Below are 22,052 nucleotides of genomic sequence, written 5' to 3'. Positions count from 1 at the left end.
TGAATTACTAGACGAGACTGAATCATGGCCCTCGACATTCACGCTCACCGCATCCTGATCCTCGATTTCGGTTCCCAGTACACCCAGCTGATTGCCCGCCGCGTGCGCGAAATCGGCGTGTACTGCGAACTGCATCCGTTCGATATGGATGAAGACGCGATTCGCGAATTCGCTCCAAAAGGCGTCATTCTCGCCGGCGGCCCCGAGTCCGTGCACGAAGCCGACAGCCCTCGCTGCCCGCAGGCGGTGTTCGACCTGGGCGTTCCGGTCTTCGGTATCTGCTACGGCATGCAGACCATGGCCGAACAGCTGGGTGGCAAGGTTGAAGGTTCCGAACTGCGTGAGTTCGGTTATGCCCGTGTCGACGTGGTCGGCAAGAGCCGCCTGCTCGACGGCATCGAAGACCACATCGACGCTGACGGCCTGTTCGGTCTCGACGTGTGGATGAGCCATGGTGACAAGGTCACCAAGATGCCGCAGGAATTCCACATCCTGGCCAGCACCCCGAGCTGCCCGATTGCCGGCATGTTCGACGATGCTCGTGGCTACTACGGCGTGCAGTTCCACCCGGAAGTGACCCACACCAAGCAGGGCGGTCGCATCCTGTCGCGCTTCATCCTCGACATCTGCGGCTGTGAAGCCCTGTGGACGCCGTCGAAGATTGCGGAAGACGCCATCGCCAATATCCGCGCCCAGGTCGGCACTGACAACGTGCTGCTCGGCCTGTCCGGCGGCGTTGACTCCTCGGTGGTTGCCGCGCTGCTGCACAAAGCCATCGGCGACCAGCTGACCTGCGTCTTCGTCGACAACGGCCTGCTGCGTCTGCACGAAGGTGAGCAAGTGATGGCCATGTTCGCCGAGAACATGGGCGTCAAGGTGATCCGCGCCAACGCTGAAGACCAGTTCCTGAACAACCTGGCCGGCGAGTCCGACCCGGAGAAGAAGCGCAAGATCATCGGCCGTACCTTCATCGACGTCTTCGATGCCCAGTCCAACAAACTGGACAACATCAAGTACCTCGCTCAAGGCACCATCTACCCGGACGTGATCGAGTCGGCTGGCGCCAAAAGCGGCAAGGCCCACGTGATCAAGTCGCACCACAACGTGGGTGGCTTGCCGGAAGAAATGAACCTCAAGCTGGTTGAACCCCTGCGCGAGCTGTTCAAGGACGAAGTCCGTCGTCTGGGCCTGGAACTCGGCCTGCCGTACGACATGGTCTACCGCCACCCGTTCCCGGGCCCGGGCCTGGGCGTGCGCATCCTCGGTGAAGTGAAGAAGGAATACGCCGACCTGTTGCGTCGCGCCGACCACATCTTCATCGAAGAACTGCGCAAAGCCGACTGGTACCACAAAGTCAGCCAGGCCTTCGTGGTGTTCCAGCCGGTGAAATCGGTTGGCGTGGTTGGTGATGGCCGTCGTTACGCCTGGGTCGTGGCCCTGCGTGCAGTGGAAACCATCGACTTCATGACCGCGCGTTGGGCCCACCTGCCTTACGAACTGCTGGAAACCGTCAGCGGCCGGATCATCAACGAAATCGAAGGCATCTCCCGCGTGACTTACGACGTGTCGAGCAAGCCGCCAGCGACGATCGAGTGGGAATGATCCCGGTCTGACTGATCGCCCGTAACACCTGAAAGGCCCCGTGAGCGTGAGTTCACGGGGCCTTTTTGCGATCAGGCCGCTACAGTGGGCAGGCGCCCTTCAAGCATCAGGCCCATGCGATTGAGCGCGTGGACAAGGCTGATCAGATTCGCGTAAGTGACCTGATGCACGGCGGCCCAGGCAGGGCGGTTGATCAGAAAGCCCCCATTCGCCGTTCGCTCAATCATCGTTCGCACAATCTGATTCGACCGGCTGCGATGGATCAGCGTCAACGTGTCTTCCGACCTTTCAATGGTGAACATGCCCTGGCGGAACAGCAGCTGATTGATTTGCTCAGACGATCGTTGAATGACCGGAGTCGGCATCTGCAAGCTGATGTCGGCATACAGGGTGTCGAAATCACCGCGCATTTGAGCGCCGGCCTCCGAAACATCACGGCCGACCTCGATGCCATGGTCGATGCCCAGGTGCATAGGCTGGTCTGGGCCCACTTCTTCGATGCGTAGACCGATACCTCCCTCCGTTTCGCTGATGCCGGCCATCCCCCTGAATGTGTTTGTACTCTCCTGGTCGGTGAGCGCCAGCCATTTTCCGCCGCCATTGCGGGCTTGAGTGGCTTGCATGATGGTATGGGTGAGGTAGGTCTTGACGGATTGTCGTGAGATGGCACGGAAGTTTGAATCTGTGTAGCGATAACTCGCCAGGCAATCGGTGGCCTGGATTCGAATGCCGTTCTGCTGGGCCGCTTTGACGACTTCAAGGGGGGTGTACTGTCCGGCAGGATCACCTGGCAGTTTCTGCAGGTATTTCTCCAGCATCCCATGCATGTCCCCGGTTTCGGCGAACTCGTTCAGGTCGACCTGATTGAAGTCGTTGAGCAGGCGATGCATGTAGATCGTCTTGACGCCTTGTTTCGCCAGGGTCTGCATGTTCTCGATCAGGAACCGCATGCTGGCAATTCGATCCTGACTTTCACCGACGACAAGGCCGGGCGCAGTGTTGAAAATGTTCTCGATGAGTTCCGTCACGGTGGTGGAGGGTGTGATCACGGGCTGCACCGGCCGGGCGGGCAACGAGGCAAAAAAGTCCTCCGGGGTCTGGAATACGATCGCATCCCTGATCAGCACCGCTCGACGCCCAGCGACATACTCTTCGTAGGGGGAGACTCCTCTGATGAACCCGTTAGGCATGGCCACGACTTTTATATGGGTTTCCGGCTTTCCCAGGGCCAGGAAGTTCAGCGAACGTCCATTGGGTGCATCGTATCGCGTCAAATGACTGAAAAAATCAGACCTTGGCCGGGCGTGAGTCGTCGGCCTGGAAGGACCGGGTACGGGCGCAGGCTTGCTGAGGCCTTTGCCGCCGCCTTTCAATCCGGCTGTGGGTGCCAACTCCCATTCGCCCTCGTCATTCAGGCGTACGGGAATCGATCCCGTGGACGCCTGCGGATGACTGGGGTCGATGATCGCCCACGTACCGCCACCGTTGATGTCGGCTTCGTAGCGCACGTAATAAGCCTGATCGTTCATCATGATGGCGGTGGAAGGGTTTGAGTCCAGCGTATAGATACCCTGGAATTTTCCGCTCGTGGCCATCGGGTAGTTTTCGAGGATTTCATTGCTTTGGTAGTGCTCCGGCACTTCAAAAGCTTCGGCGGTTTCCTCGGGCAGGGTCGGCAACACACCCGGTTGCAGAGGCCCTTGCTCTGACTCTCCGGGCGCCAGAGGGTCTTGCGTGACGACGCTTTCTTCCGGATTGAGGGTCTTGTTCAAATCCGCCATCTCGGTCGCTTCAGCCGCCTCGGCCGCAGCCCCGACGTCTTCCAATACGTTGACTTCCTTGAGCAGCGGAATGTTGAACAGCGCATTGATGCCATCGAGCACCGCGCCAATGACGCCGGCCTTGCGCTGCGCCGCCGTTTTGCCATTCACCGCCTTGTCGATGTTCAAACCCATCGCGGCGAGGCTGGCACCGATCACCGGCAGCGCGATTGGCCAGCCCATCATCGCCAAGGGACCAAAAACATGCAGACCGGCACTCAGGTAACCCAGCCAGAGCTGTTTGCGCATTTGTCCGTGGGTCACCAGCGTCAGGTCCGCCTCTTCCAGCATCGTGCTCTGGACTGCCCGGCTCTGCCAGGCGAAGGCATCGCCACTGATGGTGATGTTTTTCTGATTGATCAGGTGATGGTCGTATTTTCCCCAGGTGCCGACCAGCTGGTTCATCAGCGGAGTGATGTTGTCATGGACTTCCTTGCGAACCGACAGCGGGAAATGGGTCATGAACTCGGTGCGCGGCTGCGCCTCATTCATTTGCAGCAACATCCACCAGTGCATGTCCGTTTGTGTGGGATGCACGTGGAAGGCCTGTGCGGCGCCGGGAACATAAGTGATCTGTCGGCCGTTGCGGTCAACGATGCGCAGAATATCGGTGGCGACGTGCCCTGCGACATCCAGGGCGCAGACACGAAGATCCGCAGGCGCCGTGGTTTGGGATTGCAGCGTCGCCAGGGTAATCGGCCAGGCTGCGTCAGCGACAACGGCCCTTACGACGGTCTGGAAATCGTCCTCTTCCAGCTGACCGTTTTGCCGCGCCTCGACCGCTTTGCTGAGGTAGCTGGATTTGGCCAGGGTCCGGAAGTCATCGAAATGCGTGGTCCAGAAAGCGTTCAGCTTATTCAGGTAGCGTTCACTGAGGTTCATCTCCCACAGGTCTGTGAGGACCTTGCTGGGGTACATCCGCACCTCGTTGGTTTCATTGAAAATGCTGGCGTTTGCGTCTTCAGTGTAAAACCCGCCGTTACTGTTCAGTTCGAGGGCGTCGTCTTGATCGGTCACACGATATCCCTGGATCACCAGTTGCGTCAGGGTCAGTGATTCACAGGGCTTGGGGGCGTGTTCCCAACTCAGAAAGGCCTTGGTGCTGCTGGCTGAGACGTTATCGAACCGATGCCACCAGACCTGGTCAGGGTCCTTGTCGGTGATGCCGTGTTTTTTCAGGATTTCACTGGCGACCGCGTGGGCTTCTTCCTTCAACCCCGGACAGGCTGTGACAACGACGGGGGCAATCGTTTTCAGCTGCTCCCTGTCGGCAGCATTGGGTAACGCTTCAGTACTTTGATCGGCAGGCATGATCTCGCTCCTTGAGAAATGGGCCGTGAGGATGACCCGTTTGCTCAAGGCAAGTGCACTACATAGTTATGCCCACATGCCTTTCGTGACCGTGTAGGGTCAGCGCCGTGCCACATCTGAAAAGTAGAACTTGTCGAGGGTATGCCGTGATTCGGTGTATTCGAATTGGCGACCGTCCTGCAGGAACGTCTGGTTGCTGACCACGATCACATGACTCTGGCCGTCGAGGTCCAGGTGGTGTTGGTCGTCCTTGCTTCGAGGGACCGCTTCGATGGTGCGCTGGGCGTAGGCGATTTGCAGCTGCAGGGTCTGTTCGATGAAGGCGTAGATCGACTGCTCGGCGATGTCGCGGTTCAGGCCGGGAATCACGTCGCTGACGAAATGGTTGATGTCGAGGATCACGCGTTTGCCGTCAATCCGCCGAACGCGCTTGATCCGCGTGATCAGGCTGCCTTCTTCAGCCTTGATGTGGTCGAGCAGCGGGCCTTCGAGGGGGATTTGGGTGAATTCGACCACCTCGGTGCTGACGTCATTGCCCAGTCGCGGATAGGTCTCCTGGAAGCTGACGATGCCGCCCAACTGGAATTCGATCGGGTTGGTCGACAACACGAAAGTGCCTTTACCGTGGACTTTCTGGGCGAAACCGCGCTCCTGCAATTGCTCGATGGCTTTGCGCACGGTGCCGCGGCTGGCCTGATAGGTGTCCATCAATTCGGTTTCGGAAGGCAACCGGGCGCCGCGTTCCAGACGTTCGGTCGTGATGCTGGCAAGCAGATCGCTGTAGATCTGGTTGTATTTACTCATGGGGATGGCTCTGTGCCGCGATGTACTCAAGGTTTCGAACCTTAAGGGCAGGGTAGGGGTTTGTCCATGCGGCTTTGGGTTTCATCGTTTCGGGAGGTAGGAAAAGTCGCCGATTGACGGGGTCATAGTAAACAAAATCAAACTCGTCTGTACGAGTTGTTGCTTTAACTCGTACAGACGAGTACTTTTCGCTTCGGCGTGCTGCCAAAAACAAAAAACTACAGCGGAAGAAAAGCATGAGCCACGACTATCCGAACATCGCCAGCGAGCTGCTGCAAAGCCTCGGTGGGAGCGACAACCTCGAGCAGGCCGCGCACTGCGTCACACGTCTGCGCCTGGCCCTCAAGGACCCCAGCCTGGTCGACAGCGCCACGCTGAATCAGATTGACCTGGTGAAAGGCTCATTCTTCACCGGCGGCCTGTTCCAGGTGGTCATCGGCCCCGGCGAGGTTGAAAAGGTGTACGCCGAACTGCGCCGTCAAACCGGTCTAGCCGCCTCAACCATCGCCGACGTTAAACAAAAAAGCGCCGACAAGATAAACGCGATGCAGCGTCTTGTGCGGGTGTTTTCCGACGTGTTCATGCCGATCCTGCCGGCGTTGATCATTGCGGGGCTGTTGATGGGCATCAACAACCTGATCGGCGCCAAGGGGATGTTCATCGAAGGCCAGACCCTGCTGGATGCCTACCCGAAACTCGACGGGCTCTGGAGCCTGATCAACCTGATGGCCAACACCTCGTTTGTGTTCTTGCCGGCACTGGTGGGCTGGTCGGCGGCCAAGCGGTTTGGTGGCAGCGAAATTCTCGGCATCGTGCTCGGCCTGATGCTGGTTCACCCGGACCTGCTCAACGCCTGGAACTACGGCAAAGCGGTGGCCGGGCTGGACGGGCAGAGCCTGCCGTACTTCGACATCCTCGGGCTGTTCCAGATCGAGAAGGTCGGTTACCAGGGCCAAATCCTGCCGATCCTGCTGGCGGCCTATGTCATGAGCGTCATCGAAAAATGGCTGCGGGCGCGGGTGCCGAACGCCGTGCAATTGCTGGTGGTGCCGATTACCACCATTGTGGTCACCGGCGTGTTGGCACTGGCCGTGATCGGCCCGGTGACCCGGCATCTGGGGATTCTCATCACCGAAGGCGTGGTCATGCTGTTTGACCTCGCGCCGATGGTCGGCGGGGCGATTTTCGGGCTGCTCTACGCGCCGCTGGTGATCACCGGCATGCACCACATGTTCCTCGCGGTCGACTTGCAACTGATCTCCACCCAGGGCGGCACGTTCATCTGGCCGATGATCGTCATGTCCAACCTCGCCCAGGGCAGCGCGGCACTGGCGGTGTTCTACATGACCCGCAGTGTCCGCGACAAAAGCATGGCCTCGACCTCGGCGATTTCCGCCTATTTCGGCATCACCGAACCGGCCATGTTCGGGGTCAACCTGCGCTACAAGTTTCCGTTCTATGCGGCCCTGTGCGGCTCGGCCCTGGGTTGCATCTTCCTGTCGCTGAACAAGGTCCAGGCCTCGGCCATCGGTGTGGGTGGCTTGCCCGGTTTCATCTCGATCATTCCGCAGTTCATTCCGATGTTTGTGATTGGAATGGTGATTGCGATGGTCGTGCCGTTTGTTCTGACCTGTGGGTTGAGCATGAAGATTATCCGGCCAGGGTATCGGGTTGCCTGACAGACCGGATTCCCGAGCAAGGCCTGGACAAAATTATTGAAGGAATAGCGCCATGCAAGACTGGCAACGTTCGGTGATCTATCAGATCTACCCGAAGAGTTTTCACAGCCACGCCGGCAACCCCACGGGGGATTTGCTCGGCGTCGTGGCCAAGCTCGATTACCTGCACTGGCTGGGTGTCGACTGCCTGTGGATCACGCCGTTCCTGCGTTCGCCCCAGCGCGACAACGGTTACGACATCAGCGATTACTACGCCATCGACCCGAGTTACGGGACCATGGCCGATTGTGAGTTGCTGATTGCCGAGGCGGGCAAGCGCGGGATCAAGCTGATGCTCGATATCGTGGTCAACCACACCTCGATCGAACACGCCTGGTTCCAGCAGGCCCGTAGCAGCCTCGACAACCCGTACCGCGACTTTTACATCTGGCGCGATCAGCCGAACAACTGGGAATCCAAGTTCGGTGGTTCGGCCTGGGAATACGAAGCGCAGACCGGTCAGTACTTCCTGCACCTGTTCGATCACACCCAGGCCGACCTGAATTGGGACAACCCGAACGTACGCGCCGAAGTCTTCAAGATGATGCGTTTCTGGCGCGATAAAGGCGTGGGCGGTTTCCGTCTGGATGTGATCAACCTGATCTCCAAACCAGCGGACTTTCCAGAAGACAACACCGACGGTCGACGCTTCTACACCGACGGCCCGAACGTACATGAATACTTGCAGCAAATGCACCGCGAAGTCTTCGAAGGTCACGACCTGATCAACGTCGGCGAGATGTCGTCCACCAGCCTGGAACACTGCATTCGCTACTCGAAGCCAGAGTCGAAAGAACTGTCGATGACCTTCAACTTTCATCACCTGAAGGTCGATTACCCGAACCTGCAGAAGTGGATTCGCGCCGACTTCGACTTCCTCGAACTCAAGCGCATTCTTTCGGACTGGCAAACCGGCATGCAGGCCGGCGGTGGCTGGAACGCGTTGTTCTGGTGTAACCACGACCAGCCACGGGTGGTGTCGCGTTTTGGCCATGACGGCGAGTTTCGGGTGATCTCGGCGAAGATGCTCGGCACCGCGCTGCACTTCCTTCAGGGCACACCATTTGTGTATCAGGGCGAAGAACTGGGCATGACCAATCCGGGGTTTGATCACATCGATCAGTACCGCGATGTCGAGACGCTCAACATCTTTCGCCTCAAGCGGGAGGCCGGTGCAAGTGATGCCGACAACATGGCGGCGATCATGCAGAAATCCCGGGACAACGGCCGTACGCCGATGCACTGGAACACCGAGCCGAACGCAGGATTCAGCGCCGCAGAACCCTGGATTGGCGTGCCGGCCAACGCGACGCAGATCAACGTCGCCACCCAGCTCGACGACCCGGACTCCGTGCTGCATCACTACCGTCAGTTGATTGCCCTGCGCCGTAGCGAAGCGCTGATTTCCGATGGCGTCTATCGGCAATTGTTGCCGGAGCACCCGCAAATCTGGGCGTATGTGCGTGAAGGTCAAGGCGAGCGTTTGCTGGTACTGAACAACTTCTATGGCACGCCGTGCGACGTCGAACTGCCCGATGACGTGATCAGCGAAGCCATGACTCAACGCCTGGTCATCAGCAATTACCCGAACTGTCCGCCGCGAAACCGGCAGATTTCTTTAAGGCCCTATGAGTCGTTCGTTTTGCACCTGACCGACTGATCGACCACTAAAAACACCGACTTTAAAAAACACGCAGAGCGCTGCGCGGGGGAGTTTTGCGCGCCGAATTTGCGGAACAACACAATAAAAATAATGGGGTGGTTCTTGAAAACAACACTAAATTGCAGCCTTGCTGCCGCGAGCTTATGCCTGGCGTTGCCGTTGTCAGCGCAGGCCCTGGAGTTCGGCGGCTACGTGCGCAGCGGCGTCGGGACATCGGTCAACAGTGGAAAACAACAGTGTTTCCAACTGCCCGGCGCGCAGACCAAATACCGCTTGGGCAACGAGTGTGAGCAGTACGGTGAGCTTGAACTTCGCCAGGACCTGTACACCCTGGACGATGGTTCGGTGCTGAGCGTCGACGGCATGGCTTCTCTGTATAACCAGTACGACAAGGACCTGACGTTCAATGGCGACAATGGCTCGGTGCGCATGCCGCAGTTGTACGCGCAGTGGTCGAACATGCCGAGCCTCAACGGCGGTTCGCTGTGGGCCGGTCGGCGTTACTACAAGCGAAACGACATCCACATCTCCGACTTCTACTACTGGAACCAGAGCGCCACGGGCGGTGGTATCGAGGATGTGCTGATCGGCGATCTGAAATACAGCTATGCCTTCTCGCGCAAGGACAACCTGTATCAGAAGGACTACATCAACCGTCACGATTTCAACGTCGCCGGTTTCCGCACCAACCCCGGTGGTGAACTGGAACTCGGACTGAGCTACATCGACAAACCCGACAGCCGCGACGCACACCGCGGCTGGGCAATCACCGCACAGCATGTGCAAAAAGGTTTTCTGGGCGGCAAGAACAAACTGGCCTTCCAGTACGGCGAAGGCCCCGGCACCGGGCTGGGCTATACCGGCAACGTAAAGCTGGACGACAGCAACAAAAGCTACCGGGTGGTGGAGTTCTTCGACTGGCAAGTGACGCCACGGTTTGGCGGACAAGTCGAGGCGGTTTACCAGAAGGACATTCGCCCGGACGGGGCCGATCAGAACTGGATTTCCCTGGGAATTCGTCCGGCGTACGCGATCACCGAGCAGTTCAAACTGGTGACCGAACTGGGCCACGATCAGGTCGAAGCTGCGGGCGGCACGCGCAAGCTGAGCAAGTTCACCTTCGCCCCGACATGGTCGCCCAAAGGTCCGGAATTCTGGGCGCGGCCCGAAGTGCGTCTGTATTACACCTATGCCAGCTGGAACGAGGCGGCCAAACGGGCAGCCAATGAACTGGCGGCGGGCTCGGCATTGTCCGATACCGGCGCCTTCGGCACGGCGCGGCACGGTGCGAATGTCGGATTGCAGGTCGAGTATTGGTGGAAATAAGCGATGCTGTCGGAGCCTCGCGCTCCATCGGCACTTCAAAGAACAAAACAGCAGGTGACGTCATGGCCACACCCCAACAATTGCAACTGCACGCCCCCCTATCAGGCGTATTGGTGCCACTGGACCTCGTGCCCGACCCGGTGTTTTCCAGCCGGGTCATCGGCGACGGGCTGTGCATCGACCCGACTTCAACGACCTTGTGCGCGCCGCTGGCCGGGGTTGTCAGCAATGTGCAGGCCAGTGGGCATGCCGTCAGCATCACTGACGAAAAGGGTGTGCAGGTGTTGATGCACATCGGCCTCGACACGGTGAACCTGGCCGGAAACGGGTTTACGCGGCTGGTGGAGGAAGGCCAGCAGGTTGACGTTGGGCAGGCGCTGATCGAGTTCGATGCCGATTTTGTTGCATTGAATGCCCGCAGCCTGCTGACGTTGATGCTGGTGGTCAGTGGAGAACCGTTCACCTGGCTGGCGCCGGAAACGGGTCTGGTAGACAGTGGCCAGCCGCTGCTGAGCCTGAACCTTGTCGAGCAGACAAGCGATACGCCGCTAACCGCAGCGGAAGAAGCGCTGTTTTCAAAACCGGTGACGCTGGCCAACCTCAACGGCTTGCACGCCCGTCCAGCCGCGGTATTCGCCCAGGCGGCAAAAGCTTTTTCGGCGAGCATCTACCTGCATAAAAAGCAGGAGACTGCGAACGCGAAATCCCTGGTGGCGATCATGGCGTTGCAGACGGCGCACGGTGATGTCATGCAAGTCAGCGCGGCCGGTCCGGATGCGGAAGCGGCGATCAAGACGCTGGCCGAACTGCTGCTGACTGGATGCGGTGAAGTGGTCGCGGGTCCGATGCAGGTTGAGGTGAATGCGGTCGAGGCTTCATCGCTGACGGTGCTGCGCGGGGTTTGTGCATCACCCGGGTCGGCGTTTGGCCATGTGGTACAGATCGTCGAACAAAACCTGGAAGTGAATGAACTCGGCTCAACACCGCAGGTGGAACGCGATCATCTGTCCCGTGCCCTGGCCGAAGCACTGGTGGCCCTGCAACAGCTGCGTGACAACGCCAAGAGCGACGCGCAGGCCGACATTTTCAAGGCGCATCAGGAGCTGCTCGAAGACCCTGGTTTGCTGGAAGTGGCTCACGTGCTGATCGATGAAGGCAAAAGCGCCGGGTTTGCGTGGCGCTCGGCCACCGAGTCAGCAGCCACCTTGTTCAAGAGCCTGGGTAACGCCCTGCTCGCGGAGCGGGCGGCGGACCTCGCCGATGTGGGTCAGCGGGTGCTCAAACTGATCCTCGGCGTGCGGGATCAGGCGATGGAGCTGCCTGAAGGCGCGATCCTGATCGCCGAACAACTGACGCCGTCGCAGACCGCCGGGCTCGATACCCGCAAGGTACTGGGTTTCGCCACGGTGGGTGGCGGTGCCACCAGCCACGTCGCGATCCTCGCCCGGGCGTTCGGTTTGCCGGCGATCTGCGGACTGCCGGTACAAGTGCTGGCGCTGGTCAATGGAACCCAGGTGTTGCTCGATGCCGACAAGGGCGAATTGCAGCTGGATCCGGATCTGCAGGCCATCGAACAGCTGCAAGCCAAGCGCCAGCTTCAACAGCAACGCCGGCAGCATGAGTTGGCGCACGCAACACTGGCCGCCTGCACCCGCGACGGTCACCATTTTGAAGTGACGGCCAACATCGCTTCGCTGGCGGAAGCCGAGCAGGCCATGGCACTGGGAGGCGAGGGCGTCGGTTTGCTCCGTTCGGAGTTTCTCTATCTGGATCGCAACCATGCGCCGAGCCATGACGAGCAGGCGTCTACCTACAACGCCATCGCCAAAGTACTCGGGCCGACGCGCAATCTGGTGGTGCGCACCCTGGACGTCGGCGGTGACAAACCGCTGGCCTACGTGCCGATGGACAGCGAAACCAACCCCTTCCTCGGCATGCGCGGGATTCGTTTGTGCCTGGAGCGCCCGCAGCTGTTGCGTGATCAGTTCAAGGCCATCCTTGGCAGTGCCGGGCTCGCTCGCCTGCACATCATGCTGCCGATGGTTACCCAGCTGTCGGAGTTGCGCCTGGCTCGGCAACTGCTCGAAGAAGAGGCGCTGGTTTTGGGCCTAACGGAACTGCCCAAGCTGGGCATCATGATCGAAGTGCCGGCGGCGGCACTGATGGCGGACCTGTTTGCACCCGAGGTGGATTTCTTTTCCATTGGCACCAACGACCTCACGCAATACACCCTGGCCATGGACCGCGATCACCCGCGGCTGGCCAGTCAGGCCGACAGCTTTCATCCGGCGGTGCTGCGCTTGATTGCCAGCACCGTAAAGGCCGCGCACGCCCACGGCAAATGGGTCGGTGTGTGCGGCGCCATGGCCTCCGAGACGCTGGCCGTTCCGCTGTTGCTGGGGCTCGGGGTGGATGAACTGTCGGTGAGTGTGCCGTTGATTCCGTCGATCAAGGCAGCGGTTCGTGAGCTGGACCTGATGGACTGTCAGGCCATCGCCCAGCAAGTGCTGGGCCTGGAAAGTGCCGGACAGGTACGCGAGGCATTGCGCCTGTATCACGAGGCGACGGTCGATACTTCACTGGTTCTGGAGAACTGAACATGTTCGAGAAAATGCAGCGGGCGTTCTGGAAAGCGTTGACGCCGGATCTGGTGGCGGAGGAGCCGAAGGCAGTTGTTCAGCCGGTATCCGGGTTGCCAGCGAATGTCGTGGACGCACTGGGTGGCGTGGATAACCTCAAGTCTCAGCAGCCTGTAGCGTTGACCCGGGTCCGGGTGGCGTTGCGGGATGTGGCGCGGATGGATCGGCAGGCATTGAGTGTGGCAGGTGTGCCGGGCGTCATGATGCTGGACGACGGGGTGGTGCATCTGATTACCGGCCTGCAGCCATAACCGATTCCCTTCAGGGGGATGTGCGGCCCTCGGTCGCCCTTACTGTTTCTCATCCGCAGGTGTATCGTATTCGCCTTTTACAGGCCCTCGGGCCTGTCGCTGATACGTGAGGTAGTTGAGTTCATGTCCTTTACCCGTCGCCAAATCCTCGGTGGCCTGGCCGGTCTTGTTGTCGTTGGTGTCGGAGCGGGGGGCGCGTCGCGGTACTGGCTGGGCAAGATGGCTGATGCTGACGCCGGTCATGACTATGAGCTGATCGCCGCACCGCTGGACGTCGAACTGGTCGCCGGGCACAAGACCGAAGCCTGGGCGTTCGGCCCTTCGGCACCGGGCACCGAGTTGCGGGTTCGTCAGGGTGAATGGTTGCGGGTGCGTTTCATCAACCATCTGCCGGTGGCGACCACCATTCACTGGCACGGCATCCGCCTGCCGCTGGAAATGGACGGTGTCCCGTACGTTTCGCAATTGCCGGTGCTGCCTGGGGAATACTTCGACTACAAATTCCGTGTGCCAGACGCGGGCAGTTACTGGTATCACCCGCACGTGAACAGCAGCGAAGAGCTCGGCCGCGGCCTTGTCGGCCCGCTGATCGTCGAAGAGCGCGAGCCCACCGGTTTCAAATACGAAAAAACCCTGAGCCTCAAGAGCTGGCACGTCGATGAAGAGGGGGCTTTCGTGGCCTTCAGCATTCCTCGCGAAGCCGCCCGTGGTGGCACGGCGGGACGGCTGTCGACCATCAACGGTGTCTCGCAAGCGGTGATCGACTTGCCCGCCGGGCAAATCACCCGCGTGCGCCTGCTCAACCTCGATAACACCCTGACCTATCGCCTCAATATTCCTGGCGTCGAAGCGCAGATCTACGCGCTGGATGGCAATCCGGTGGAGCCGCGGCCCATGGGCAAGGAATACTGGCTCGGCCCGGGCATGCGTATCTGCCTGGCGATCAAGGCGCCGCCCGCGGGTGAAGAACTGTCCCTGCGCAACGGCCCGGTTCGCCTGGGCACGTTGCGCTCGGTGGCCAACACCGATGCACCCACCGAATGGCCCGCTGCCCTGCCGGCCAACCCGGTGGCCGAGCCAGACCTGGCCAATGCCGAGAAACTCAACTTCAATTTCGAATGGGTGGGCTCGGTGTCGGTCAACGTCGACAACGGCAAGCCGCCGAGCCTGTGGCAGATTAACGGCAAGGCCTGGGACATCACGGACAAGACCTGCGCCGACCGCCCGATTGCCAAGCTCGAAAAGGGCAAGAGCTACATTTTCGAATTGAAGAACATGACTCAGTATCAGCACCCGATTCACCTGCACGGCATGAGCTTCAAGGTCATCGCCTCGAACCGGCACAAGGTGATCCCGTACTTCACCGACACCTACCTGTTGGGCAAGAACGAGCGCGCACGAGTGGCGCTGGTGGCGGATAACCCCGGCGTGTGGATGTTCCATTGCCATGTGATCGATCACATGGAAACCGGCCTGATGGCCGCTATCGAGGTGGCCTGATGCGTCAGATACGTCCCGCCGCGATCATCGACCGCAGCCGTGACCGAGACTTCATGCGCGAAGCCCTGGCCCTGGCCGCACAAGGCGCGGCGCTGGGTGAGGTGCCCGTGGGCGCCGTGTTGGTGCAGAACGGCGAGATCATCGGTCGCGGCTTCAATTGCCCGATCAGCGGCAACGACCCGAGTGCCCACGCCGAAATGGTCGCAATCCGCGCCGCAGCCTTGGCCGCCAGCAACTATCGTCTGCCAGGCAGCACGCTGTACGTAACCCTTGAACCGTGCAGCATGTGCGCAGGGCTGATCGTGCATTCACGTATTGCGCGGGTGGTGTATGGCGCGCTGGAGCCCAAGGCCGGGATTGTGCAGAGTCAGGGGCAGTTTTTTACCCAGGGCTTCTTGAACCACCGGGTGTTGTTTGAAGGCGGGGTGTTGGCGGAGGAATGCGGGGCGGTACTCAGCGAGTTTTTCAAGGCTAGACGCGCAAAGCCCACGGAATAAACACAAAGCCCAATGTAGGAGTGAGCCTGCTCGCGATGGCGGTCTGACAGTCAATATTGATGTGACTGTCAGACCGCCATCGCGAGCAGGCTCACTCCTACAGGGTTATGCGGTGTTTGATAGATTTACTTACGGGCCACGATGACGGCACGCATCGGCGCCGGCAGTCCTTCAATCGTTTTGCTGTGATCGTCCGGATCCAGGAAGTCACTCAACGACTGATACTTCATCCACTCCGTCCCGCGCTGTTCCTCGACCGTGGTCACGCTCACGTCGACACAGCGAACGTCCGTAAACCCGGCACGTCGCAACCACAACTCCAGCGCCGGCACCGACGGCAGGAACCACACGTTGCGCATCTGCGCATATCGGTCTTCCGGCACCAGCACCTGCTGTTGATCGCCTTCGATCACCAACGTCTCCAGCACCAGTTCACCGCCCTTGACCAGGCAATCCTTCAGCGCCAGCAAATGCTCGATCGGTGAACGGCGGTGGTAGAACACGCCCATGGAAAATACCGTGTCGAAGCCTTCCATATTCGGTGGCAGGTCTTCGAAAGGGAACGGCAGGTGCCAGGCATTGGGTTCTGACAAGTAACGCTGCACCGCCTGGAACTGGCAGAAGAACAGCCAGTTCGGGTCGACACCGATCACACTGTCGGCGCCAGCACCAAGCATGCGCCACATGTAATAACCATTGCCGCACCCCACATCCAGGATGCGTTTGCCCTTGAGGTCCAGGTGCGGCGCGACCCGAGACCATTTCCAGTCCGAACGCCATTCCGTGTCGACGTGCACACCAAACAGGTCAAACGGTCCTTTGCGCCATGGCGACAACCCCATCAACGCGGTGCGCATTTGCGCGCGGGTCTCAGGGTCGCAATCGGTGTCCAGTGTCAGACCGTTCAACAAGTCGACTTCACTCGGCTGAATCTTCGGCAACGCATCCAGCGCACTTTGCCAGCGCTCCAGGTCGCCGTGGCCCTTTTCCATTTTCTTGTCGAGTTGCGCTTGCAGGGTGTTGGCCCATTCGGCCAGCGGCGTGCCGGCCAGACGGCGGGCGAGGGGGGACAGATCAATCATGGCAAGGCAATCAACGAGGCAAAGTTAAGACACTGGAACCACGGCACGACTTTCGAGAACCCGGCCGCCAACAGGCGCTCGCGGTGTTCTTCGAGGCTGTCGGGCTTCATGACGTTTTCGATGGCGCTGCGCTTCTGGGCGATTTCCAGTTCGCTGTAGCCGTTGGCGCGTTTGAACGCGACGTGCAAATCAGTGAGCAACGCATGTTCTTCGAGGTCGTTGAAGCGCAGCTTCTCCGAGAGGATCAACGCACCGCCAGGCAGCAGCGATTGGCGGATGCGCGAGAGCAATGCGGTGCGCTGGTCCGGGGCGATGAATTGCAGGGTGAAGTTCAGTGCCACCACAGAGGCGGGCTGGAATTCGAGGGCGAGGATGTCACCTTCGATCACTTCCACGGGCAGCAACTCCTGGAACATCGAGTCTTGACCGTTGAGGTATTCACGGCAGCGCTCGACCATCGCGGCGGAGTTATCCACAGCGATCACGCGGCAACCGTCGGTGCGCACGTGGCGGCGCAATGCTTGAGTCACGGCGCCCAGGGATGAGCCGAGGTCGTAGAGCACGCTGTTGGGCTGGGCGAATTGCGCGGCGAGCACGCCGAGGTTCTCGACGATGGTCGGATAACCCGGCACCGAGCGCTTGATCATGTCCGGGAACACCCGCACCACGTCCTCGTTAAAGGCGAAGTCGGGCACCTGGGCCAAAGGCTGGGCGAAAAGGCGATCGGGTTCTTTGCTCACGGCGGTTCCAGCGGCGTAGGTGGAAAAGGCCGGCATTTTAGCCAAATTGACGGGGGGATGCGCGGGTTGTCTGATAAAGCGTGAGAGATGCCCGATGGGGGATTGTGAGCCGTTGGGGCAGGGAGCTGTCGGTGGGGAACACGACAGATAAAAACGAATGGCCAAATCCTGAAGTTGAGACTTGGCCATTCAGGTGATTACTGCTGTTTAAGCAACACGATATAGGTGGATTTGCCAGAGATTTTGAGCTCTTCATTTTGCTCATTTACGCCTTTGAAATCAAAGCCGATTTGATAATGCAGTTTCTCAGAACTGCTCTCAACCGTTTCTACCGTGAAAGAACCGCTATTAGGCTTATAAGCAAAAGAGGTCGTAAAGCCAGGGATGGTTCCCGTTTCAAAATAATAAACATCTTCGAAGGGGAAGCTTTGATCGGCGACCGAATAGGTGCCGGATTTGATATTTTTATCAAATACCAGCACCAGACCTTTTTTACTTCTATGTGAGTAGTCTTGTGTGTTCGCGCGAGTGACCAGCGCGATTTGATTACTGTTGGGATCGGCCTCGAATTCGACAATTTGACTGTCAAACTTTACCCGGTTTGAAACTGTCGCTTGAGTTTCTGCGCTGACGGTAATAATTGGATCTGCAGACGCGAGTGTGTTTTTGCTTTGAAAAAAACTCATAAAACTCTTCCTTGTATTATATGTGTGATGGGGTGACGCCGAACAAATAATAAATTCACAAGGAACATCGGACTACTGTCAGATCTGACAGCTGTTTATAACGTTTGGCGATAGGGTCTATTTTTTATTTCATTACGACAAACAGTTTACTCCGAACCACCTACGGTACTTTCCTTACCAAACGCAGACGCCGCAATCCCCCATTGCCCCAGCCAGTAACTGAGAATGATCACGTAGGGCGCAGCATCGAATGGCACCGCAAAGCGACTGATGCCAATCACGCTATCGGAAAACACAAACGCCACCGCACCCGCCGCCGCCAGCAGCGCCGAGCGTTTCGGCACGTCGGTCCCGAGCCGGGCCAGCGCCCGCCAGAGCATCGCACTGATGGCCAAACCGTAGACGATCACCGGAATCAACAGTGGGCCCAGTCCGTGGGAAATCAAAATCCCCAACAGAACCGCGCCAACCCCCAAGGCAATCACCAATGGCAACAACGCCAACCGCCGGCAATCGCTCAAGTAAGCTTTCAGATACGCCAGGTGGGCGACCAGAAATGCCCCAAGGCCAAACACAAACAAATCCCCCGGCCACGCCAGCAACACATCGCCGAGCAGGGAGAAAATCAATCCGAGGCTGATCCAGCGCCGATACTCAGTGGGCGGTGCGTCGTGCAGCCAACCGAGCAGCGCCAAGACCGGCAACGGTTTGACCAGCAGGCACAGCAGCGCAGCGTGCACGCTCAAGCCATACAGAAAGGTCACTGCGCCCATCAGCGCCAGAATCAGCCAGCCCACGATCAGTTAACCGCAATCGCGCAATCGAAGGTTTTCACGGCCGGCACTTCCGGGGCCCATGGCTGTGAATAGGTCAGGCGCAAGCGGCCTGTACCGATGGCAAATGCCTGGAAGCGCCAGGTCGAAATGCCGGCGCTGCCGACGATCCCGGCGTCTTCCGGGTTGCTGTACACCTCGGGGCTGAGCGCATGCAGCACACCACCAGCCGAATCCTGGATCGACCAGCGATAACCCGTGGTCGGGTTGCTTGGCAGGGTTAGGATGAGGTTCTGTCCATTGTGCATTTGCACCGGGCATTCGCCTTGTTTTTCCACGGTCACGTTCTGTTTCGGTTGCGTGGCGCAAGCGGCCAGCAAGGTGAGGGCGAGGGGGACAAACAGGCGAGTGGGGGACATAAGGTCAGTGGCTCCGGCATTCACGACGAACGGCGAGCATAACTGAAGATGAGACAAATTGTGACGGAAGGTACTACGGGCGCGATCTTCTGGTACCTGTTTAGCGCCCGTAGAGGTGCAGTCAGGCCTATTTCGCCGTGGTGTAAGTCATGTGGCTTTGAAATTCTCCGGAAAGATCAATGCTTTTACCGGTAGTCGACGACTCCAGAGTCAGATTGAAACCAGTGACAATATGACTGGTTTGATCAGGTGAGTTGTCCAAAAGAACCAGGTTTACCGTGCCTTTGGTTGCTTTGTAATGCTCGGGGGATTGCATGCCCAGTTGATTGTTAAGCACTTCATGGAAATTCGCCGCGAGGAAGGGGCCCGCTTGCGCAAGTTCGTGAGTGCCACTTTTAATGTCTTTGCTGAAAGTAAACGACAGGTGCTTTTCGGCAGGACGGTTCCGGTTCTGATAAAAACCTATCGTCGTTTCGTTCAGGATTAAAAGTCGAATCTCCAGATCATTCGATCTGAACTCAAGCCGACCGGGCCCCATGAACGTCATGTTGCCATCCAAGGCGAACAGTTCTTCGGTAGAGGGGCTGATTTTATCTGTGGTCATGTGCTAATTCCTTTTGATGATGAGCCATTCTCGAGTGGGAAGTTTGGCGATCAATTCAATAGGAGGTAACTGTCATGTCTGACAGTTACTTAGCTTTATTAGGAATAAGAGTGGTTCGCCAGCACACCTGCAGTGCAGGCATGATGGCGAACATTCATTCAGAACAAAATCTTCGCCACATCCGCAAAGCGCTTGGCAAAGTGCACGGTAATCCCTTCCTTCAGGTAGTCCGGCAGTTCGTCAAAACTGCCACGGTTCGGCTCCGGCAGGATCAATTCGAAGATTTTCTGGCGCCGCGCCGCAATCACCTTCTCACGCACCCCGCCAATCGGCAGTACATGCCCGGTCAGCGTGAGTTCGCCGGTCATGGCGATGCCTTTTTTCGGCGCCTGGTTTCGGGCGAGCGAGAGCAGGGCGCTGGCCATGGTCACGCCGGCGCTCGGGCCGTCTTTCGGGGTGGCGCCTTCCGGGACGTGCAGGTGGACGAAGGCTTCGTCGAAGAATTTCGGATCACCGCCAAACGACTTCAGATTCGAGCTGACGTAGCTGTAGGCGATTTCCGCCGACTCTTTCATCACGTCGCCCAGTTGCCCGGTGAGTTTGAAGCCACGGTTGAGCGTGTGGATGCGCGTGGCTTCGATCGGCAATGTTGCGCCGCCCATGCTGGTCCAGGCCAGCCCGGTGATCACGCCGGTGCCGGACAGCACTTGCTCGTTGCGGAACACCGGATGGCCGAGCGAGGCTTCCAGGTCTTTCGGCCCGATTTTGATCACCGCTTTCGGCTCGTCGATCAACTTCACCACGGCTTTGCGCACCAGCTTGCCCAGTTGTTTTTCCAAGTGGCGCACCCCGGCTTCACGGGCATAACCGTCGATCAGGGCTTTGAGCGCGCTGTCGCTGATGCTCAAGCTGCCTTTGGACACGCCGGCCTTTTCCAGCTGCTTGGGCCACAGGTGACGCTTGGCGATGGCGATTTTTTCTTCGGTGATGTAACCCGACAGGCGAATCACTTCCATCCGGTCCAGCAATGGGCCGGGAATCGAATCCAGGGTGTTGGCGGTGCAGATGAACAGCACTTTCGACAGGTCCATCCGCAGGTCGAGATAGTGGTCGAGAAATTCGACGTTCTGTTCCGGGTCCAGCGTTTCCAGCAGCGCCGAGGCCGGGTCGCCCTGGTAGCTTTGGCCCATCTTGTCGATTTCGTCGAGCATGATCACCGGGTTCATCACTTCGACGTCTTTCAACGCTTGCACGAGTTTGCCCGGTTGCGCGCCGATGTAGGTGCGGCGGTGGCCCTTGATCTCGGCTTCGTCGCGCATGCCGCCGAGGCTGAAGCGGTAGAACGGCCGGCCGAGGGATTCGGCGATGGATTTGCCGACACTGGTTTTACCCACGCCCGGCGGGCCGACCAGCAAGACGATGGAGCCGCTGATCTCGCCTTTATAAGCACCGACCGCAAGGAATTCGAGGATGCGGTCCTTGATGTCGTCGAGGCCGGCGTGGTGTTTGTCCAGCACCTTGCGTGCGTGCTTGAGGTCGAGTTTGTCCTCGCCGTACACGCCCCACGGCACCGAGGTCGCCCAGTCGAGGTAGTTGCGGGTGACGGCATATTCCGGCGAACCGGTCTCGAGGATCGACAGCTTGTTCATTTCCTCTTCGATGCGTTTCTGTGCCTGGCTCGACAGCACCTTGCCTTCCAGACGCTGCTCGAACTGTTCTATGTCGGCGCTGCGGTCGTCTTTGGTCAGGCCCAGCTCTTGCTGGATGACCTTGAGTTGTTCCTTGAGGAAGAACTCGCGCTGATGCTCGCCGATCTTGCGGTTAACTTCGGCGGAAATCTCTTTCTGCAGCCGTGCAACTTCGACTTCCTTGCGCAGCATCGGCAGGACTTTTTCCATGCGCTTGAGCATAGGCACGCAGTCGAGCACTTCTTGTAGCTCGCTGCCGGTGGCCGAGGTCAGGGCGGCGGCGAAGTCGGTCAGCGGCGACGGATCGTTGGGGCTGAAGCGGTTGAGGTAGTTTTTCAGCTCTTCGCTGTACAGCGGGTTGAGCGGCAGCAGTTCCTTGATCGCATTGATCAGCGCCATGCCGTAGGCCTTGACCTCGTCGGTCGGCTCGGTGGGCTGGTGCGGGTATTCGACTTCCACCAGATACGGCGGGCGATGGTGTTTGAGCCAGGTGCGGATGCGCACGCGGGTCAGGCCTTGGGCGACGAATTGCAGTTTGCCGTTTTCGCGACTGGCGTGGTGCACCTTGACCAGGGTGCCGTACAGCGGCAGGGCCGAGGTGTCGAAATGGCGCGGATCTTCCTGGGGCGTGTCCATGTAGAACAGGGCCAGGGAGTGGTGATCGGATTTACTCACAAGATCCAGCGTTTCAGCCCACGGTTCTTCATTGACGATGACCGGCAGCACTTGGGCCGGGAAGAACGGGCGGTTGTGGATCGGGATGATGTAGACCTTGTCCGGCAGGTTCTGGCCGGGCAGGGCGAGGCCTTTGCCGGTGGAATGGTGTTCGGCGTTCTCTGGGTCGGCGTATTCGCTCGGGTCTTCAGGGAATTCTTGCTGGTCGCTCATGGGGCACCTGCGCAATGGGGTATGGGTCTTAGATGGGGCAG

General features: G+C 59.0%; 17 protein-coding genes. 8 read left to right on the top strand and 9 right to left on the bottom strand.

The annotated features are described in order from the left end of the window. Nucleotides 1-24 precede the first annotated feature (24 nt). Nucleotides 25-1,602 carry a glutamine-hydrolyzing GMP synthase gene (gene guaA / locus RHP74_RS25180; RefSeq protein ID WP_010457818.1) on the top strand — a complete coding sequence of 526 codons (1,578 nt, stop codon included), beginning with the start codon at nt 25-27 and terminating at the stop codon, nt 1,600-1,602. A 71-nt stretch (nt 1,603-1,673) separates the two neighbouring features. Here guaA and RHP74_RS25175 read toward each other — a convergent pair whose 3' ends face one another. Continuing rightward, nucleotides 1,674-4,733 (bottom strand): membrane-targeted effector domain-containing toxin, encoded by a 3,060-nt coding sequence (locus RHP74_RS25175; protein WP_311096564.1) that lies wholly within the window; start codon nt 4,731-4,733, stop codon nt 1,674-1,676. Nucleotides 4,734-4,832: 99 nt separating this feature from the next. Beyond that, nucleotides 4,833-5,537, bottom strand: a complete 705-nt coding sequence (gene treR, locus RHP74_RS25170; protein WP_010457814.1) for a trehalose operon repressor — start codon at nt 5,535-5,537, stop codon at nt 4,833-4,835. 236 nt (nt 5,538-5,773) lie between these two features. Here treR and treP point away from each other — a divergent pair, with 236 nt between their 5' ends. From treP to tadA, 7 genes are all read left to right on the top strand, one after another. Then, complete coding sequence (gene treP, locus RHP74_RS25165; protein ID WP_102593576.1) at nt 5,774-7,216, top strand: PTS system trehalose-specific EIIBC component; 1,443 nt, start codon at nt 5,774-5,776, stop codon at nt 7,214-7,216. A gap of 52 nt (nt 7,217-7,268) precedes the next feature. Beyond that, nucleotides 7,269-8,915, top strand: coding sequence for an alpha,alpha-phosphotrehalase (gene treC / locus RHP74_RS25160; protein ID WP_221107269.1), 1,647 nt, complete (start codon nt 7,269-7,271; stop codon nt 8,913-8,915). 105 nt (nt 8,916-9,020) lie between these two features. After that, nucleotides 9,021-10,244: a carbohydrate porin gene (locus tag RHP74_RS25155; protein WP_042933022.1), complete on the top strand. Its 1,224-nt coding sequence runs from the start codon at nt 9,021-9,023 to the stop codon at nt 10,242-10,244. 62 nt (nt 10,245-10,306) lie between these two features. Continuing rightward, nucleotides 10,307-12,841 carry a phosphoenolpyruvate--protein phosphotransferase gene (gene ptsP, locus RHP74_RS25150; RefSeq protein ID WP_311096563.1) on the top strand — a complete coding sequence of 845 codons (2,535 nt, stop codon included), beginning with the start codon at nt 10,307-10,309 and terminating at the stop codon, nt 12,839-12,841. A 2-nt stretch (nt 12,842-12,843) separates the two neighbouring features. After that, nucleotides 12,844-13,134: a PTS transporter subunit EIIB gene (locus RHP74_RS25145; protein WP_010457805.1), complete on the top strand. Its 291-nt coding sequence runs from the start codon at nt 12,844-12,846 to the stop codon at nt 13,132-13,134. Between the two features lie 123 nt (nt 13,135-13,257). Next, nucleotides 13,258-14,634, top strand: a complete 1,377-nt coding sequence (locus tag RHP74_RS25140) for a multicopper oxidase family protein (protein WP_172791575.1) — start codon at nt 13,258-13,260, stop codon at nt 14,632-14,634. After that, nucleotides 14,634-15,131, top strand: a complete 498-nt coding sequence (tadA, locus tag RHP74_RS25135) for a tRNA adenosine(34) deaminase TadA (RefSeq protein ID WP_077749326.1) — start codon at nt 14,634-14,636, stop codon at nt 15,129-15,131. Before RHP74_RS25140 ends, tadA begins: the two co-directional genes overlap by 1 nt. Nucleotides 15,132-15,256: 125 nt before the next feature. Here tadA and cmoB read toward each other — a convergent pair whose 3' ends face one another. From cmoB to lon, 7 genes are all read right to left on the bottom strand, one after another. Continuing rightward, complete coding sequence (cmoB, locus tag RHP74_RS25130) at nt 15,257-16,213, bottom strand: tRNA 5-methoxyuridine(34)/uridine 5-oxyacetic acid(34) synthase CmoB (RefSeq protein ID WP_010457799.1); 957 nt, start codon at nt 16,211-16,213, stop codon at nt 15,257-15,259. After that, entirely contained in the window at nt 16,210-16,989 is a 780-nt protein-coding gene (cmoA, locus tag RHP74_RS25125) for a carboxy-S-adenosyl-L-methionine synthase CmoA (RefSeq protein WP_154501569.1), read from the bottom strand. The genes cmoB and cmoA overlap by 4 nt, the downstream gene beginning before the upstream one ends. A gap of 161 nt (nt 16,990-17,150) precedes the next feature. After that, nucleotides 17,151-17,639: a hypothetical protein gene (locus RHP74_RS25120; protein WP_221107264.1), complete on the bottom strand. Its 489-nt coding sequence runs from the start codon at nt 17,637-17,639 to the stop codon at nt 17,151-17,153. Nucleotides 17,640-17,785: 146 nt separating this feature from the next. After that, nucleotides 17,786-18,436, bottom strand: a complete 651-nt coding sequence (locus tag RHP74_RS25115; protein WP_311096562.1) for a lysoplasmalogenase — start codon at nt 18,434-18,436, stop codon at nt 17,786-17,788. Nucleotides 18,437-18,438: 2 nt separating this feature from the next. Beyond that, nucleotides 18,439-18,831 (bottom strand): protease inhibitor I42 family protein, encoded by a 393-nt coding sequence (locus tag RHP74_RS25110; RefSeq protein ID WP_221107261.1) that lies wholly within the window; start codon nt 18,829-18,831, stop codon nt 18,439-18,441. 127 nt (nt 18,832-18,958) lie between these two features. Then, nucleotides 18,959-19,435, bottom strand: a complete 477-nt coding sequence (locus RHP74_RS25105; protein ID WP_145308466.1) for a hypothetical protein — start codon at nt 19,433-19,435, stop codon at nt 18,959-18,961. Nucleotides 19,436-19,593: 158 nt separating this feature from the next. Next, complete coding sequence (gene lon, locus RHP74_RS25100) at nt 19,594-22,011, bottom strand: endopeptidase La (RefSeq protein ID WP_010457788.1); 2,418 nt, start codon at nt 22,009-22,011, stop codon at nt 19,594-19,596. Between the last annotated feature and the right edge of the window lie 41 nt (nt 22,012-22,052).

The sequence above is a fragment of the Pseudomonas sp. SG20052 genome (assembly GCF_031766055.1).
Classification (GTDB): domain Bacteria; phylum Pseudomonadota; class Gammaproteobacteria; order Pseudomonadales; family Pseudomonadaceae; genus Aquipseudomonas; species Aquipseudomonas mandelii.
Note: the sequence above shows the minus strand (reverse complement) of the source record. Positions and strands in the feature narration are given on the sequence as shown.